Annotated in this window: 14 protein-coding genes; 5 read left to right on the top strand and 9 right to left on the bottom strand. The window is 55.2% G+C overall.

The annotated features are described in order from the left end of the window. Positions 1-46 precede the first annotated feature (46 nt). From amrB to SRBAKS_RS00140, 9 genes are all read right to left on the bottom strand, one after another. Complete coding sequence (amrB, locus tag SRBAKS_RS00180; RefSeq protein WP_229592388.1) at positions 47-856, bottom strand: AmmeMemoRadiSam system protein B; 810 nt, start codon at positions 854-856, stop codon at positions 47-49. Positions 857-879: 23 nt separating this feature from the next. Continuing rightward, the gene (locus tag SRBAKS_RS00175; RefSeq protein ID WP_229592386.1) at positions 880-4,236 is read right to left on the bottom strand and encodes a tetratricopeptide repeat protein; all 3,357 of its coding nucleotides are present in this window, start codon (positions 4,234-4,236) and stop codon (positions 880-882) included. Positions 4,237-4,305: 69 nt separating this feature from the next. Beyond that, positions 4,306-5,322, bottom strand: coding sequence for a sigma-54 interaction domain-containing protein (locus SRBAKS_RS00170; protein WP_229592384.1), 1,017 nt, complete (start codon positions 5,320-5,322; stop codon positions 4,306-4,308). Positions 5,323-5,544: 222 nt separating this feature from the next. After that, the gene (locus SRBAKS_RS00165) at positions 5,545-6,942 is read right to left on the bottom strand and encodes an NAD(P)/FAD-dependent oxidoreductase (protein ID WP_229592382.1); all 1,398 of its coding nucleotides are present in this window, start codon (positions 6,940-6,942) and stop codon (positions 5,545-5,547) included. Between the two features lie 122 nt (positions 6,943-7,064). Further along, positions 7,065-7,391 (bottom strand): flagellar basal body rod protein FlgC, encoded by a 327-nt coding sequence (locus tag SRBAKS_RS00160; RefSeq protein WP_229592380.1) that lies wholly within the window; start codon positions 7,389-7,391, stop codon positions 7,065-7,067. Positions 7,392-7,471: 80 nt separating this feature from the next. After that, positions 7,472-7,843 carry a hypothetical protein gene (locus tag SRBAKS_RS00155; RefSeq protein ID WP_229592378.1) on the bottom strand — a complete coding sequence of 124 codons (372 nt, stop codon included), beginning with the start codon at positions 7,841-7,843 and terminating at the stop codon, positions 7,472-7,474. A 28-nt stretch (positions 7,844-7,871) separates the two neighbouring features. After that, positions 7,872-8,645, bottom strand: a complete 774-nt coding sequence (gene folE2, locus SRBAKS_RS00150; protein WP_229592376.1) for a GTP cyclohydrolase FolE2 — start codon at positions 8,643-8,645, stop codon at positions 7,872-7,874. Next, positions 8,646-9,065 carry a nickel-responsive transcriptional regulator NikR gene (gene nikR / locus SRBAKS_RS00145; RefSeq protein ID WP_229592374.1) on the bottom strand — a complete coding sequence of 140 codons (420 nt, stop codon included), beginning with the start codon at positions 9,063-9,065 and terminating at the stop codon, positions 8,646-8,648. A 12-nt stretch (positions 9,066-9,077) separates the two neighbouring features. Beyond that, positions 9,078-9,773 (bottom strand): class I SAM-dependent methyltransferase, encoded by a 696-nt coding sequence (locus SRBAKS_RS00140; protein WP_229592372.1) that lies wholly within the window; start codon positions 9,771-9,773, stop codon positions 9,078-9,080. A 312-nt stretch (positions 9,774-10,085) separates the two neighbouring features. Between SRBAKS_RS00140 and gcvH the strand changes: the two genes are divergently transcribed. The 5 genes from gcvH (at position 10,086) to SRBAKS_RS00115 (ending at position 15,112) form a co-directional block, all read left to right on the top strand. Continuing rightward, entirely contained in the window at positions 10,086-10,466 is a 381-nt protein-coding gene (gcvH, locus tag SRBAKS_RS00135; RefSeq protein ID WP_229592370.1) for a glycine cleavage system protein GcvH, read from the top strand. A 72-nt stretch (positions 10,467-10,538) separates the two neighbouring features. After that, the gene (gcvPA, locus tag SRBAKS_RS00130) at positions 10,539-11,873 is read left to right on the top strand and encodes an aminomethyl-transferring glycine dehydrogenase subunit GcvPA (protein WP_229592368.1); all 1,335 of its coding nucleotides are present in this window, start codon (positions 10,539-10,541) and stop codon (positions 11,871-11,873) included. After that, positions 11,870-13,312 (top strand): aminomethyl-transferring glycine dehydrogenase subunit GcvPB, encoded by a 1,443-nt coding sequence (gene gcvPB / locus SRBAKS_RS00125; RefSeq protein ID WP_229592366.1) that lies wholly within the window; start codon positions 11,870-11,872, stop codon positions 13,310-13,312. Before gcvPA ends, gcvPB begins: the two co-directional genes overlap by 4 nt. Beyond that, complete coding sequence (locus SRBAKS_RS00120; RefSeq protein ID WP_229592364.1) at positions 13,302-14,666, top strand: dihydrolipoyl dehydrogenase family protein; 1,365 nt, start codon at positions 13,302-13,304, stop codon at positions 14,664-14,666. Before gcvPB ends, SRBAKS_RS00120 begins: the two co-directional genes overlap by 11 nt. Beyond that, the gene (locus SRBAKS_RS00115) at positions 14,663-15,112 is read left to right on the top strand and encodes a NanQ anomerase/TabA/YiaL family protein (protein ID WP_229592362.1); all 450 of its coding nucleotides are present in this window, start codon (positions 14,663-14,665) and stop codon (positions 15,110-15,112) included. Before SRBAKS_RS00120 ends, SRBAKS_RS00115 begins: the two co-directional genes overlap by 4 nt. Positions 15,113-15,124: the final 12 nt, after the last annotated feature.

The raw sequence follows: 15,124 nt of genomic DNA, 5'->3' as shown, positions 1-15,124 counted from the left end.
AAAATCACCCTGATCAGGGTGACCTTTTACTACATTTCAATAATAATCAACTCACCAGCACGCCAGCATACCCGACCACCTGATCAAAATCGCCGGAAACTTCACCAGATGTGGCGTAGGCCACGAGTTCACCTTTTTCCGCTCCCATCTCCAGGGCCGCATACAGCCCGACAGTCATGGGCAACACACCGCACATGGAAATATCGTGCCCTCGAACCGTATTGTACAATCGCTCAGGGTCAAGATTGACCGCTGCGTCCAACGCCAGGGAATCCATCTTTTTGGCATCATCGTGGCTGATATAGTGACTCATGTCGGAACTAATCACCAATGAAACCGGACGATCCAATGACGCGAGAGTCTGTCCGAGAGCCTGACCAACCTGTTTGAGAACAGGTAATGAAGGCATGGACACGGAAAGAGGCACAATGGTGGAAGCCGGAGCCAGTTGACGCAAAAACGGCAGAATGACTTCAAGAGAATGTTCGCCAACATGCGCCGCCGTATCGGCCACGATATTGGGGTCGGATTCCAAAAGGAGCTTTGCCAGTTGCGTATCTATGGGCAGAAATCCGCCGGGGATATGCCAGCGCCCCTCTTCCCACAGCGAAAACCGCTCGCCGCGTCCGGTATGATTGGGACCGATAAGTACGACAGTATCGGCAAGATTGGCCATACCAAACGTCTTGCCGCAGACCGCTCCCGAAAAGACATAGCCTGCGTGCGGCACCATGGCGAGGAGCGTTATCTCCTGCGATTGTTCCCCGCCAAGGGCGAGATAGCCATCGACCATGGCGTTGAGTTTGTCTGGATCTGCGTCGTAAAATCGACCGGCTACAATGGGTTGTCTATCCATGACTCCCCCTGAGAGTTCGGAGTTTAACCTGGATTCGGTGCGTACTCTGATGCCTGTTGCTCAAGTTCGTAGGTTTCCAGAGCCGACTTGGCGAGCTGAGCCTGAAGGGATTCCGGCTTCTTCTCGATGATATCGGAGAGCAGTTGTTTCCACTCTTCCATGGCACCGGCCTTGCGATAGATACGTGCGAGCTTGAAACGGGTGGAAGCCCACTCCGGATTATCCACCTCAATATACTTATCATACTCCTTGGCCCATTTCAGCGCCTCATCGTAGCGCCCGGAACGCTCGGTGGCGTAGATGGACATCAAGACAGTATCCTTGATTTTTTCCGGGTCACCCTTGGTCTGGAGCAGAAGGGCCAACGCCTCCTGCGAATAGACGAACACCCGGCGTAGATCCTGCCGTTCCATGGCATCCTTGGCCATATAATACATGGCATAGGCACGGAAGGCCGGGTCAACACTTTGGTCCTTGGCCAGCTCTGCCCACATGGGCACGGCCTGAAGGGAGTCGCCGAGGTTCTGCAGGGACATGGCGCGGGCATAATCAAGCTGCCGCTGCTGTGCGGGGGCGAGCTTCCAATGTTTCTTGGTCATGGCCACAAGGTCGGCAATATCCTTCCAGGCAAGCTGATCAAGATAGATGTTCACAGCCAGCCCGAGAGCCTTGTCAGACACGCCTGGCAGTTGCTTTTCCGTCAGATATGGCTTGAGAAGCGCAAGCGCTTTCTCCGGTTGACCAACCTTCCAGTAACTCGTTGCAATGGCGAGCTTGGTCTTGTCGTCAACCTTGGACCCTTCCTTGCCGATGAAATCGTATGTTTCCCAATACCGGACAACGCGCCCATATCGCTCTTCACCGATCATGCCGGGAACCGCCTGGGCAAAGACGGAATCACCCAAGGCCTTGGCCTTGTCGAGCAAGGGACTATCCGGATAGTTTTCAATGAAGTCCTGCGCCGCTGTCAGGGCCTCGGGGTACTTCTTGTTGAAGGCATACCACATGGCCAGTTTCAACTGGGCGATCGGGGCAAGCGGACTGTCAGGATGCTTGGAAACGATCTCCGAATACACTTTTTGCGGATTGAGATTGTAGGGACGGTCAAAGATGTCCACCATTTCATGCATGGCCGGTTCATCGTAGATCCCCTCTTCAGCCAGACGCATCTTGGCAATGAGCGCCCCTTCCTGATCAGGATAATTGCTGACAACCTTTTCGTAGATCTGTTTGGCAGGCTGTTTCTGCCCTTTCCGGATGTAAATATCACCGATCCGCGCCAGCACAATATCCGCATCGTCATTTTCAGGATTGAGGTTGTAGTAGGTGAAATAGTGATCCTTGGCTGCATCCCACTTCTTGAGCTTCATCTCAATACTGCCTGCAAGCTCCAGAAACTTCATGTTCTCCATGTAATAATCCGGCCACCGCTTGTCGATGTAGTCCACAATCTGGAAGGCCTGATCCAGGAAACCCGTCCTGTTCAGAGAATCGGCGAGATAGAATGACGCCTGTTTGACGAGCTGATGTTCAGGGTAGGTCTGAATAAGATACTGGAACTGATCCGCTGCTTTTTTAAAGTCACCTTTCTTATAGAAATATTCACCCCAGTAATAGCTGATGGACGGGATATTTTCGTCGTCCGGGTACTTTTCCTGAAGAATCTTGAAATAGGCGCGCGCCTCGGGAAAGTTGCCCACCTGCAGATTCAGCAGACCAAGATTCAGCAATGCCCTCGGCACTCTGGTCGATTGCAGGTCCGCATTCATTGCCTCGATGTATGCCTGCGCGATATCGTCGAAATTTCCGTCAAGGTCTGTACTGAAAATCTGCTTCTTGATGTCAGCTATCGCGAACAAAGCCTCTTCGCGCACATCATCAGGTACGGTGGGCTGCTTCAAAACATCTTCATATAACGGCAAGGCTTCTTCCAAAGAACCATTGAACATGAGCGATTGCGCCTCATACAACTTGTTCCTGAGTTCCTCTTCCCGCTCTGCCGCAAGCTCAACCGGGGTCTTTTGCTTTTCAACCTGCGCACCTTCTTCATAAGGTGCAGCGGCTTCATCCCCTTCTGTGGTTTGCGGCTCTTCAGCCGCCTCTCTGGCTGCTTTCTGGGCAGCAGCAATCTGTGCAGCCTCGTCAGCCACTTCTTGATCCACGACCGGGGCAGCTACGGGAGCGGGGGCAGACGCACCCTCTTCGGCCACCTCCGTCTCATTGGGCGGAGGAGCAACGGCTCCACTGACCTGCCCCTGGCCCGTGGGGAGCTCTTCCGAAGGCGGCGGCGCAACAACACCGCCGACCTGCCCCTGACCGGACATTTCAGCCGGAGGCGGCGACACAGAACTACTCACACTACCGGCACCAGAAACCGATTCCGGAGGAGCGACCGCCCCTCCAGCCTGTCCTTGGCCGGAAACTTCATTCGGGGGCGGAGCAACAGCGCCTCCCACCTGATTCGGACGCGTTTCGTCCTGTTGCTGTCCAGACGGGACAACCGAAGCACTCCCTCCGCCGTCACCAGCCAACTCGGCAAACTTTACCTGCTCAGCCGTTTTATCCACAGCCTTGAAGCGCAGCTCGCTCGCCGGAGGATAATCGCCCGTTTCCACTTCATGGGGAACAACAGGCGCCTGCGGTGAAGCCTCGGCTTCTGCGGGAGGCTCCACTTCTTCACGAACAGAATAGGGGACGGCAAAAAATGGTTTATGGTCAGTTTTCTGCGGCTCAGGAGGCAAATCATCTTCGCCTTGAGGGGCCGCTCCCTGCTGAGGAGCAGCCGATGAGGTCTCCGGCGTGACCGCATTCAAAGCCTGGGCGACCTCGGCAGCTTTTGGGATGGCGGAGTCAGGTTCAGGGGCCGGGGCAACAGGTGTTTGCGCCTTGGCTTTGGGTTTTGGAGATGTTTTGCCAACAGGTTTAGTCGCTGCTTTCGGCTTGGGCGCGGGCTTGGGTTTGGGCGCAGCTGACGCGGGTTTCCAACGAGCACCCACAGGGTCACGGAACAGTTGCAATAAAAATTCAGATTTTCCCGGGACCGGCAGACGCATATACCCGAAAGCATTGGTTCGAGTGGTAAGACGGATGGTATTTCCCTCTACCGAGATGGATTTGACCAGCTTGCCCGGAAAATCTTTGACAGTGGGCTTCGGCTCAGAATCCCAGACCCCGTCGGGAAGTGTAACCACGAGCTCCTCGGCACCACGGCGAGCCACGGATGCATCAACCAACTTACCGGAATCAAAAGCGAATGTCAGCTTATCAGAGTCCCCTTGCGACTTGAAATTCACGCGCAGAGCCTTGGCAGGACTGACGAATATCAATCCAACAAGGAGGGCCGTTATCAGGGGCCAAGGTATCTTTTTTACGCTTTTCACTGTCACGCCAGTCACTTATGCAAATGTCATGCAATCCAGTACGTGTTTTCCTGCTCTGACTCTCTGGTATTACAACAAATTTCTTTTTTTCAATTTCTCTATGAGTGTGGTCCGCTTGATGCCGACCAACTCCGCGGCCTTATTCTTGACACCGTCTGCCATTTCCAGAGCCTCACCCAGTAGACGCCCTTCGATATCCTCCAGAAACTCTTTGAGTTTCATATCCTTGTCCTTCATATCCCTGAGCGTAGGCCAGACAAACCCGGCAGGACGCATGGGCTGAACCTCTTCAACCTTCTTGAGCGGTGTCTCGCCTATATCATCGAAAATCTTTTGTGGCAGATCTTCGGGCAGCACTTCGTTGCCGTCACACAGAATGGAGAGCCGCTCCATGAAATTCTCAAGCTCACGGACATTGCCGGGCCAGGAATAGGTCAGCAGCATCTCCTTGGCCTTATCGCTTAGTTTGAGGTGTTTCCTTTCCTTGCTGGCACAATGTCCGCACAGAAAATATTCAGCCAGCAGGAGGATGTCGTTCCCTCTTTTGCGCAGGGGCGGAAGCTGCAAAGGGATGACATTGAGGCGATAGAACAGGTCTTCGCGAAAACGCCCCGCAACCACTTCGTCTTCAAGATCACGGTTGGTCGCCGCCACCACGCGCACATCCACTTTTTTGATGGAAGTGCCGCCCACCCTTTCGATTTCCTTTTCCTGAAGTGCCCGGAGAATCTTGACCTGCAACGACAGATCCATTTCGCCGATTTCATCCAGAAAGAGCGTGCCCCCATCCGCCAGTTCAAACCGCCCCGGCCGGGAGCGAATGGCATGAGTGAAGGCCCCCTTCTCATGGCCGAAAAGTTCGGACTCAAGCAGTTCTCTGGGGATAGCCCCGCAGTTGATAGGAATGAAAGGCTGGTTTCGACGGATGCTGTTTCGATGCAGCGCCCTCACCAACAACTCCTTGCCGGTACCGGATTCACCAGTGACCAACACGGTACTGTCAGTGGGAGCGACTTTTTTTAGAACCTTGAACACCTCGGCAAGAACAGGACTGTCACCAATTATGCCGTCCAGGTTGAGCGTCATTTGTCCTCCACTATCACATGGATATGCAGTGAGCGGGAACCCCATCCCGCGACTATTTCTTTAACATATATATTCTCTGTCAATATTATGACGGCGTGTCAACGACAGAATTCACCTTTTTATATAAATACTCTAGAAAATAAAAGAATCAGAATCCATTGAACACACAATAAGAAAAGCCCGACATCGCTGCCGGGCCTCGTTTGATGCTGTGATAGGCAATCAACTGCGTTTGATGATTTCCTTTGCAGGGATGATGGCCGTTGCCGCTGCACCGACTATATTCCCTGCCACACCGGGTCCATCTCCGGCTACGAACAACCCTTCAACCCTGGTTTCCAGATGTTCACGGGTATCCACCTGTGTGGCGAAAAACTTGATCTCCGGGGCGTAGAGCAACGTTTCATCATTGGACACGCCGGGGACCACGTTGTTGAGTTGCTCCAAACCATCCATGAGGTTGGTCAGGATGCGCTCGGGCAAGGCCATGGCGATGTCTCCGGGGACCACATTTTTCATGGTCGGCTCGATATATCCATTGCCGATACGATCCCAGGTTGACCGCCGTCCGCGCCGGAGGTCGCCAAATCGCTGCAGGATGGGCTTGCCGCCGCCGATCAGCGTGGCCAGCCGCCCTATGGATTCGCCATATGCCTGATTGTCTTCTACCGGATCGGTCAGCACAACCTTGGACAGGAAAGCAAAGTTGGTATTTTCAGACTTCGTGTGCATGAGCGCATGGCCGTTGACGCAGACGAAATCCTGATAGTTTTCCAGCGCCACAAATCCACCGTAATTGGTGCAGAACGTGCGGGTCTGATCATCATATTTATTGGTCCGCACAAAGAATGTCGGATCGTAGATCACTGAACACAGATCCTGCATGATCTCGTTGTGCACTTCCACACGCACACCAACCTCGATACCTCGTTGAGAGACATCGATGCCGTGCTTCTTGACCACACTGCTGACCCACTCCGCACCGACACGGCCCGGAGCCAGGATGACGTTTTTGGCCTTGTATTCATGACGGGAGGTGATCACGCCCGTCACCTTGCCCTTGTCCACCACCACATCCTTGACAGTTTCACTGGTGCGGAAGGTGACTCCCTGCTCCTGGATGTACTCAGCCATGGCGGCAATATGTCCCGGCAGGTTATCGCTGCCCAAATGCTTCTGCTTGATGACCAGCAGGTCGATGCCGTGCTTGCGGGCGGCCTTGCGGATATCCTTGGCCTTGTCCATGTCAGTGGGAAAGACCTTGCCGTCCATGCCGAATCGATTGAATATTTCCTCAGTTTCATCAATCAGTGCGAGGGACTCGTTCACTCCGAGAAACTGCGTCAGGTCAGTCTTGCCGAGTTTGTGGATAAAGTTGAGCTTGCCGTCAGAGAACAGCCCTGCACCACCTACGCCGCACAGGATATTGCACGGACGGCACTTGATGCATTCCTGATCACCGGACAACGGACAATCCCGTTTCAGGGGCCGTTTGCCCTTGTCGATGAGCAACACATCCAGATCGGAGTGTTCCCCCAGATAATATGCGGCAAACAGTCCGGCAGGACCACCACCAACAATAATGACATCGTAGTCAGTCTTCACAGTCTTCGCGTTCATAGATTCCTCTCAATTAATCACAAGTATGGCCCGCACAATGGCATTCCCAGAAAAAGAGAACGCGCGTAGACGGGCCATGATAGACCGTAAGACAGGAAAGATCAGCCTGTCAAGCGAGAGGATCAGGCGATCATATTGAGCAGATGCCCTGTCATTTCCTCGGAAGCACGAATGAAAGTGGTGTTGGCGGAAAAAGCGCGGCCGGTCTGTATCATGTCCACCATCTCCCGCCCGATGTCGGTGTTGGACATCTCCACGCCATTGATCATCGGCCCGGGATTGGTGGATTCCCGAATGGCAGCCACCCGCACCCCCTGATCGCCGGGCCCGGATTCGAGCACGACTGAACTGGACCGAAATTCTTCGGTATTCACATTGGCAATATTATTGGCCGAGACCTGTTGAGTGGTCCCCAGAGCGGATAAAGCGGAAAGGTTGGTATCGGACATGAAAAATGACTCCCTTCGAGCAACAGGGAAGCAGCCTGAATGCCTAATATACGCTTTTTGAACGACGAACGCAATCAGCCCTAGTATAGCATGGTCCCCTGCCAGGCCAGGATAAACCCGCCTCGGCCACCGAACAACTGTGTTGTCAGTGTTTTCAATTCCCTGGAGATATCCCGGTCCGCACTGATCATGAACGAGATGTTCTTCTGTGGCACGACTGCATCACCTTCAAGTGCGCCGCCGCGGGTGGCGCCTATCTCGGTAAAACCACCCGCCAGTTTGATCACTTCCTTTTCAAAAGCCAGCACCGCGTCCCTGGAGTCTGAACCGTCCGGCAACACGGAATCCACCACAACGAAATGGATATACGAAGGCACCGGTTCAGCCGAGAAAGCTCCGGTTGCGAACAAAGAAAAAACAAACAGGACCATGAAAGGAATCAGACGTTTCATGTGTATCTCCTTGGTATTGGACGTGCGGTTAGCCATCCGTGCTTTCAATGGCCGCAAAGGCGGAATGATTGTGGATGGACTCGAAACTCTCCACTTCAACCTTGAACCAGTGAATCTGGGGATGATCCTCGAGTCCCTTGGCCGCCTCCCGCACAACATCTTCAACGAACATGGGATTGGCAAACGCGGCCTCAGTGACGAATTTTTCGTCCTCCCTCTTGAGCAGGGAAAAAACTGAGCACGATCCGGCACGCTCACCTATCTCGATCAGATCTTCCAACCAGACAAACCCGTCAAATCGGGTACGGATACGGACCTCGGCCCGTTGCGAGTGCGCACCTTCGTCGGAAATCGCCTTGGAGCAGGGACACACCGTCATCACTGGCACATCAGCACCCAAAGTGAAGGTCAGCTTGCCATCCTTCAATTCGCCATCCACACGACAGGTGTAATCCATGAGGCCACTGGCACCGGACATGGGGGATTTGCGACGCAGAAAATATGGAAACACGAACCGGACATGCGCACTGCATGCCTGAAGTCGAACCACGATGTCGTCGAGCAGTGTACGAAACGAATTGTAATCGAGATCACCCGACCAATCCTCCAGCGCTTCCACGAACCGACTCATATGCGTTCCCTTGAACTCGGCAGGCAAGTCCACGGAAAGAGAAACCTCGGCCACAGTGTGCTGCGTCCCTGACTCACGGTCACGGACGATCATGGGCACACGAAGCCCTTTCACCCCCACACGATCAATGGGCATGGCGATGTTTGCCTGCCCTTTCTGAACATCTTCCATCTAAATCAAGTCCTTGCCTGTTGTTGTCAAAGCCAGGTTGCCGTGCTTGACGCCCTTGGTTGAAATGAGTTTCTGCCCCAGCTCCTTGATCACATCAGCATCCCCTTTGAGGACGATCACTTCCAGGCAGTTGTGATGATCCAGATGGACATGCAGCGTTGATTGAATGACATGATGCGCATCGTGCTGAATTTCGGTCAGACGCTGAGAAAGACCGGATTTATGATGATCATATACCAGGGTCAGGGTTCCGGCCAGATCGCCTTCCGCCTGTTCCCACTCACGCTGAACCAAGGTGTTTCGAATAAGGTCACGAATGGCCTCGGAACGCGTCTGATAGCTACGCTCTTCACACAACTGATCAAACTTGATCAACAAGTCGGAATCAAGCGACACACCGAAACGAATAGTCTTGCCCATCTTTTCCTCCAATCAGGATATCCGGATTTCCCAGAGATTCACTGTTGCATTCTGGCCGCACAGAGCGACCTTTTCCACCGTCAGTTTCTCTGCCTCAAAGCCCTGCTCCCGCAGTTCGTCCCAGACAGGCCGGGACACGGTGCGCACCGGCTCGCCGATCCAGATCTTCCCGCCAGGCGCAAGGGCATGGCGAAAGAGCCGGATCAACGGATCGAAAAATCGTTTTTCATACAAAACGTCCCCGCCCCAGATAAAGTCGAAGCTCCCCTGCTTCACGGCTGGCTGGCGCCAGTCCATGAGCATCCACAGCGGTTGCGGGACAGCATTGAGTTCAGCATTGTGGCGGGCGAAACGAACGGCGGGCCACTCATAATCAAAGGCCACCACACGGGCACCGATGGAACTGGCGATCATGCCGGTCAACCCGAGGCCGCAGCCGAGATCAAGACAGGGCCGCCCCTTTAGCGCTTTCGCCTGACGCAGTATATGCCGGCCAAGCAGCACGCTGGCAGGCCAGACCTCGGCCCAGTACGGCAACCGCTCGTCATCACCGAGGTCGTCACCGTCCATGGCGTCCCACAAAGCCTCCATGTCGGCGGCTCGATCAAGCAGCCAGACATGCCCTTCAACCTCAACCTCCACTCTGGAGCCGGGGTCGAGAGCGGTGCATGTATCCACCATATCCATTTCTTTCGATACTGTACTCATAAGCGGACACCAGACTACAACCCGGCAGTGTTATCGTCAACCACATTCGTAATACACATTACATAATCATCTCCTTCATCGTGAAACCGCCCTCAATTTGTGCAACTTGATAACCATTTGATATTAATTAATTTTAAATAAACACACTATTTCTGTCGTCATATTTTTGGCGTTTTAAGCACACCAACCTTCCAACAAAAATAATAATGGAGAAAGCGTCATTTTTTTTACTATTTTCAAGGTATAAATCACATGCTAAAGAATCCTGATCAACCCGTGCACAGAAGCCAATTTTTCCAAAAGGAGATAAATATGATTCCCGAAGATCTGCTCTACTCGAAGTCTCATGAATGGGTCATGGTTGAAGGCGACATTGCCACTGTCGGCATCACCCATTTTGCTCAGGAACAGCTGGGCGACATGACATTCATCGAACTGCCCGAAGTAGGCGACACCTTTGAAGCCGGTTCCGAAATGGGTTCTGTTGAATCCGTCAAGGCCGCCAGTGAAATCTATGCCCCGGTGACCGGCGAAATAGTCGAGGTCAATGAGGCGCTGGAAGACGCTCCCGAGATGGTCAACGAAGAGCCATACGGCGACGGTTGGATGCTCAAGTTCAAGATCAAGGGCGAGCCTGAAGGGCTACTGGACGCCGAAGCATATACTGCTGTCGTAGAATCCGAAGCCCACTAAGCACGATCGCAAGGGCCGGGGCACACATGTCTCGGCCTTTTTCTTTATACAATATAACCAGCAGGTTTTATCATGCCGTATGTACCACATACTGAGGATGAAGTCCGCGAGATGCTCGCCACCATCGGCGTGGATTCCGTGGAAGCCCTCTTTGCAGAAATCACTGAAGACATGCGCCCCCAGAGCTTCGAACTCCCCGAGGGACTCTCCGAGATGGAAGTGCTCACCAAACTCGAAGCCATGGCCAACAAGAACGCAACGGATCGCGTCAGCTTTCTGGGTGCCGGATTCTATGACCACTATATCCCGGCGGCGGTTGACGCGCTGACCATGCGCGGCGAGTTTTACACTGCCTATACTCCATACCAGCCCGAAGCATCCCAGGGCACCCTCCAGGCGATCTTCGAATACCAAACCGCTGTAACCCGCCTGCTCGGCATGGAATGCTCCAACGCGTCCGTATACGATGGCGGCACCGCCCTGTATGAAGCCCTGATGATGGCCGTGCGCAAGACCAAGCGCCGTAAAGTCATTGTTTCCGAGGCGTTGAATCCGATCTACCGGACCATGCTGGAATCCTACACGTCCAACCTCGATATCGAATTCGTTACCATACCGCACAAAAACGGCATGACCGACATCGATGGGTTGATGGCCGCCATTGACGACTCCACCGCCGCGCTGCTGGTGCAGAACCCGAACTTCTTTGGCTCCATCAATGATTTCACCGCACTGTTTGCCGCGGCCAAAGAGAAAAAGGCCGTGTCCATCATCTCCAGCTATCCGGTCTTGCAGACCCTGCTCAAGACACCGGGCGCCATGGGCGCGGATATCGCTGTTGCTGAAGGCCAGTCACTGGGCCTGCCGCTCTCCTTTGGTGGCCCGTATCTCGGCATCATGACCTGCACCAAGAAGATGGTCCGCCAGATGCCCGGTCGCATTGTCGGACGCACCGAGGATTCCAAAGGCCGCACCGGCTACGTCCTCACGCTCCAGGCCCGCGAGCAGCATATTCGCCGCCAGAAGGCCACGTCCAACATCTGCTCGAATCAGTCCCTGTGCGCCCTGCGCGCATTGGTGCACATGTGCGCTCTGGGTGAGCTCGGCATGAAACGCGCCGCGCGAGTCTCCATCGAACGCGCCCACATCTGCGCCGAACGCCTTACCGCAATAGAAGGCGTGGAAATGTTGACCTCTGGCCCCTTTGGCAACGAGTTCGCCATCAAGCTGCCTGTGAACACATTCGATGTCATCGCCAAGCTGACAGCCCGCGGCTATGTTCCCGGCTTCCCGCTGGGCAAATACTACGACGATCTGGAAGACGGACTGCTCGTGGCGTGTACGGAAAAGACCAGTGAAGAACAGATCGGCATCTTTGCCGAAATGCTGAGAGGTGCCCTCAAATGAAAACCATATTCGAAACATCCGTAGCCGGACGCGAGGGTTGCTGGCCCTGCGAAGGCATGGCCGAGGAAGCATACATCCCCTCCGAACTGCTGCGCGACGGCGACATAGGACTCCCTTCCGCCAGTGAGCTGGACGTGGTTCGCCACTTCACCAAGCTCTCCCAGCGCAATTTCGGCGTGGACGGCAATTTCTATCCTCTGGGGTCTTGTACCATGAAGTACAACCCCAAGTTCACCGAAACCGTGGCCGCCATGCCCGGCTTCACCCGTCTCCACCCTGTGCTGCCGCAGCTTCAGGGCGCCGGAGGTCTGTGCCAGGGTGCGCTTGAGGTCATGTACGAGACCGAGAACCTGCTGACCGAAATCACCGGCATGGCCGCCTACACCATGCACCCCATGGCAGGCGCCCACGGCGAACTGACCGGTGTCATGCTCATGGCCGCCTACCACAAGGACAAGGGCAACAAGAAGACCAAGATCATCGTACCCGACTCCGCGCACGGAACCAACCCGGCCTCCGCTGCCATTGCAGGGTATGACGTTGTCTCCATCGAATCCGTGGACGGCATCATCAGCCCGTCGGCTCTGGCCGAAGTGCTGGACGACGAGGTCGCCGGCATGATGATGACCTGCCCCAACACCCTCGGCCTGTTTGAAAAGAACCTGCCCGAGATCGTCAAGATGCTCCGCAAGGTCGACGCACTCCTGTACTACGATGGCGCGAACCTGAACGCCATCATGGGCAAGATGCGCGTGGGGGATGTAGGCTTCGACGTCGTACACCTGAACCTGCACAAGACCTTTGCCACCCCGCACGGTGGCGGCGGTCCCGGCTCCGGCCCGGTCGGCGTTTCCGAGCGTCTGGTGGACTACCTGCCCATCTCCCGCGTGGCGAAACAGGAGGACGGCCAGTTCTTCCTTGATTACAACTACCCGAAATCCATCGGCTATGTAGCCCCGTTCTATGGCAACTTCGGCGTCTACCTCAAGGCATACGCCTACATGCTCCGCCTGGGCGGTGTGGGCCTGACCCGCGCCACCGAGAACGCGGTCCTGTCCGCCAACTACATGCGCAAGCGTCTGGCCGACCACTTCGAAATTCCCTACAACCGCATCTGCATGCACGAGTTCGTTGCCAGCGCTTCCAAACAGGCCAAGAATGGCGTTCGCGCCCTGGACATCGGCAAGGCGCTCCTCGACAAGGGGCACCACGCTCCCACGGTCTACTTCCCGCTTATCGTGCCGGAATCGATCATGGTCGAACCGACCGAGACCGAGAACAAGGAGACGCTGGACCAATTCATTGATGATCTCATCGAGATCGCGGAACTGGCCGAGTCCAATCCTGCACTCATCCAGGCCGCTCCGGTCACCCTGCCTGTGACCCGACTGGACGAAACCAAGGCCGCTCGCGCCATGGAGCTCACAGATGACTTATGATCTCGTTGTAATTGGAGCAGGCCCCGGCGGGTTTGACTGCGCGGTTGAAGCTGCTCATTACGGCCTCAAGGTCGCGTTGGTGGAAAAAGACGTACTGGGCGGCACCTGCCTCAATCGCGGATGCATTCCCACCAAACTCTGGCTTGGCGCCACTTCCGCCATCGAGGAGTTGCACAACCAAGCCAAGGTCAAAGTGGCGTCCGGCGAGGTCGTCGTCGACTTCACCGCCCTGCAGGCTCGCGTGCAAAAGCACCTGACCGGCACCCGCAAGGCCATGGCCATGCAGCTCAAGAAACTCGGCATTGACCTTGTCGAAGGGCTGGGTTCACTGGGTGAAACAGGTGTTGTCTCCGTGGAAACATCCGATGGCGAACAGCAGCTTGCATACAAGAAGCTGGTCATCGCAACCGGCTCCAAGCCGACCTTCTTCCCCGGCATCGAACCTGACGGCGACTGTGTGCTTGATTCAGACATGTTTCTCAATCAGGAAGCCATGCCCGAGTCGCTCATTATCGTGGGCGCGGGATTCATCGGTCTTGAGATGGCACAGGTCGCCCACCGCTTCGGTGCGAAGATCACCGTCATCGACGCCATGGATCGCGTGGCTCCGCTGGAGGACCCGGAAATCTCCAAGGGATTGCAATCCATCTTCAAGCGGTGGAAATGGGATATGCGGCTGGACAGCCGTGTCTCCGGCGTCAAGACCGTGGACGGCAAGGCGCAGTTGACGCTCTTTGATGGAGAAAAAATCATTGCGGACAAGGCGCTTGTAGCCATTGGACGTGGCCCGGTCACCCAAGGCATCGGCCTTGAGGAAAAAGGCATCGAACTGCTGTTCCATCAGATTCAGGTCAATGAATACATGGAAGCCGCACCGAACATCTATGCCATCGGCGACGCCAACGGCCAGATTCAACTGGCCCATGCCGCGTCGCATCAGGCCCAGTATGTGGCAGCCCATGCCGCTGGCAAGATATCGACCCCCTATGTCTCCGGGCCGGTGCCCAGCGTGCTCTACGGAGCTCCCGAAGTCATGCGCGTTGGCGCACTTGAAAACGAAGCATACCTGATGGACTTCGAAACCTGCGAAGTGTCCAGGGCACAGCTCGCGGCCAATCCCATGGCACAGGCCCATGCCTTCACCCAGGGATTCGTCAAGGTCGTCTGGTCCGGCGGAAAAGTGGTCGGCATCACAGCCGTCGGTCACGATGTCTCCCGTCTGGTGACCGCAGCAACAATGATCGTGAACCAGGGGTGGACTGCGGATGATATCCATTCGATCATCTTCTCGCACCCATCTCTGGATGAATCCCTGCTCATGGCGCTGAAAACGGAAAGGACGAAAATCCAATGATCCTGGATGTCCTCGACAATTGCGATAGATATGCGGCCCTCAATCCGCATTTCACCACAGCCTTTGCCTTCCTGAAAAGACAGGATCTGGCAAAACTACCCGAAGGACAACACGAGGTGGATGGCGATGCCGTATACGCCGTGGTCGCCAAGGGACCTGGCCGCGCCCCCGAGGACGCACGTATCGAGACCCATGATCACTATATCGACATCCAGTATGTGATCAGCGGGACGGACTCAATGGGCTGGAAAGCCCGAAAGAGCCTTGGCGCACCGACAGACGCATCCGACCCGCGTGCGGATGTGGCCTTTTACGAAGATGCCCCCACGATCTGGACTGCAGTCACACCCGGCATGTTCGCCATCTACTTCCCGGAAGACGGGCACTTGCCCATGATATCGGACGGCGAACTGCACAAGGTTATCATGAAGGTGGCCGTGCGCTAGGCACCCCCTCAC

Origin of the sequence: Pseudodesulfovibrio sediminis (genome assembly GCF_020886695.1) — a bacterium.
In the GTDB taxonomy this organism is placed as follows: domain Bacteria; phylum Desulfobacterota; class Desulfovibrionia; order Desulfovibrionales; family Desulfovibrionaceae; genus Pseudodesulfovibrio; species Pseudodesulfovibrio sediminis.
This window is presented reverse-complemented; position numbering and strand designations above follow the sequence as displayed.

Coding starts and splice junctions, on each gene's coding strand:
- amrB (WP_229592388.1), bottom strand. CDS start 856: ATGGATAGACAACCCATTGTAGCCGGTCGATTTTACGACGCAGATCCA.
- SRBAKS_RS00170 (WP_229592384.1), bottom strand. CDS start 5,322: ATGACGCTCAACCTGGACGGCATAATTGGTGACAGTCCTGTTCTTGCC.
- SRBAKS_RS00165 (WP_229592382.1), bottom strand. CDS start 6,942: ATGAACGCGAAGACTGTGAAGACTGACTACGATGTCATTATTGTTGGT.
- SRBAKS_RS00160 (WP_229592380.1), bottom strand. CDS start 7,391: ATGTCCGATACCAACCTTTCCGCTTTATCCGCTCTGGGGACCACTCAA.
- SRBAKS_RS00155 (WP_229592378.1), bottom strand. CDS start 7,843: ATGAAACGTCTGATTCCTTTCATGGTCCTGTTTGTTTTTTCTTTGTTC.
- folE2 (WP_229592376.1), bottom strand. CDS start 8,645: ATGGAAGATGTTCAGAAAGGGCAGGCAAACATCGCCATGCCCATTGAT.
- nikR (WP_229592374.1), bottom strand. CDS start 9,065: ATGGGCAAGACTATTCGTTTCGGTGTGTCGCTTGATTCCGACTTGTTG.
- SRBAKS_RS00140 (WP_229592372.1), bottom strand. CDS start 9,773: ATGAGTACAGTATCGAAAGAAATGGATATGGTGGATACATGCACCGCT.
- gcvH (WP_229592370.1), top strand. CDS start 10,086: ATGATTCCCGAAGATCTGCTCTACTCGAAGTCTCATGAATGGGTCATG.
- gcvPA (WP_229592368.1), top strand. CDS start 10,539: ATGCCGTATGTACCACATACTGAGGATGAAGTCCGCGAGATGCTCGCC.
- gcvPB (WP_229592366.1), top strand. CDS start 11,870: ATGAAAACCATATTCGAAACATCCGTAGCCGGACGCGAGGGTTGCTGG.
- SRBAKS_RS00120 (WP_229592364.1), top strand. CDS start 13,302: ATGACTTATGATCTCGTTGTAATTGGAGCAGGCCCCGGCGGGTTTGAC.
- SRBAKS_RS00115 (WP_229592362.1), top strand. CDS start 14,663: ATGATCCTGGATGTCCTCGACAATTGCGATAGATATGCGGCCCTCAAT.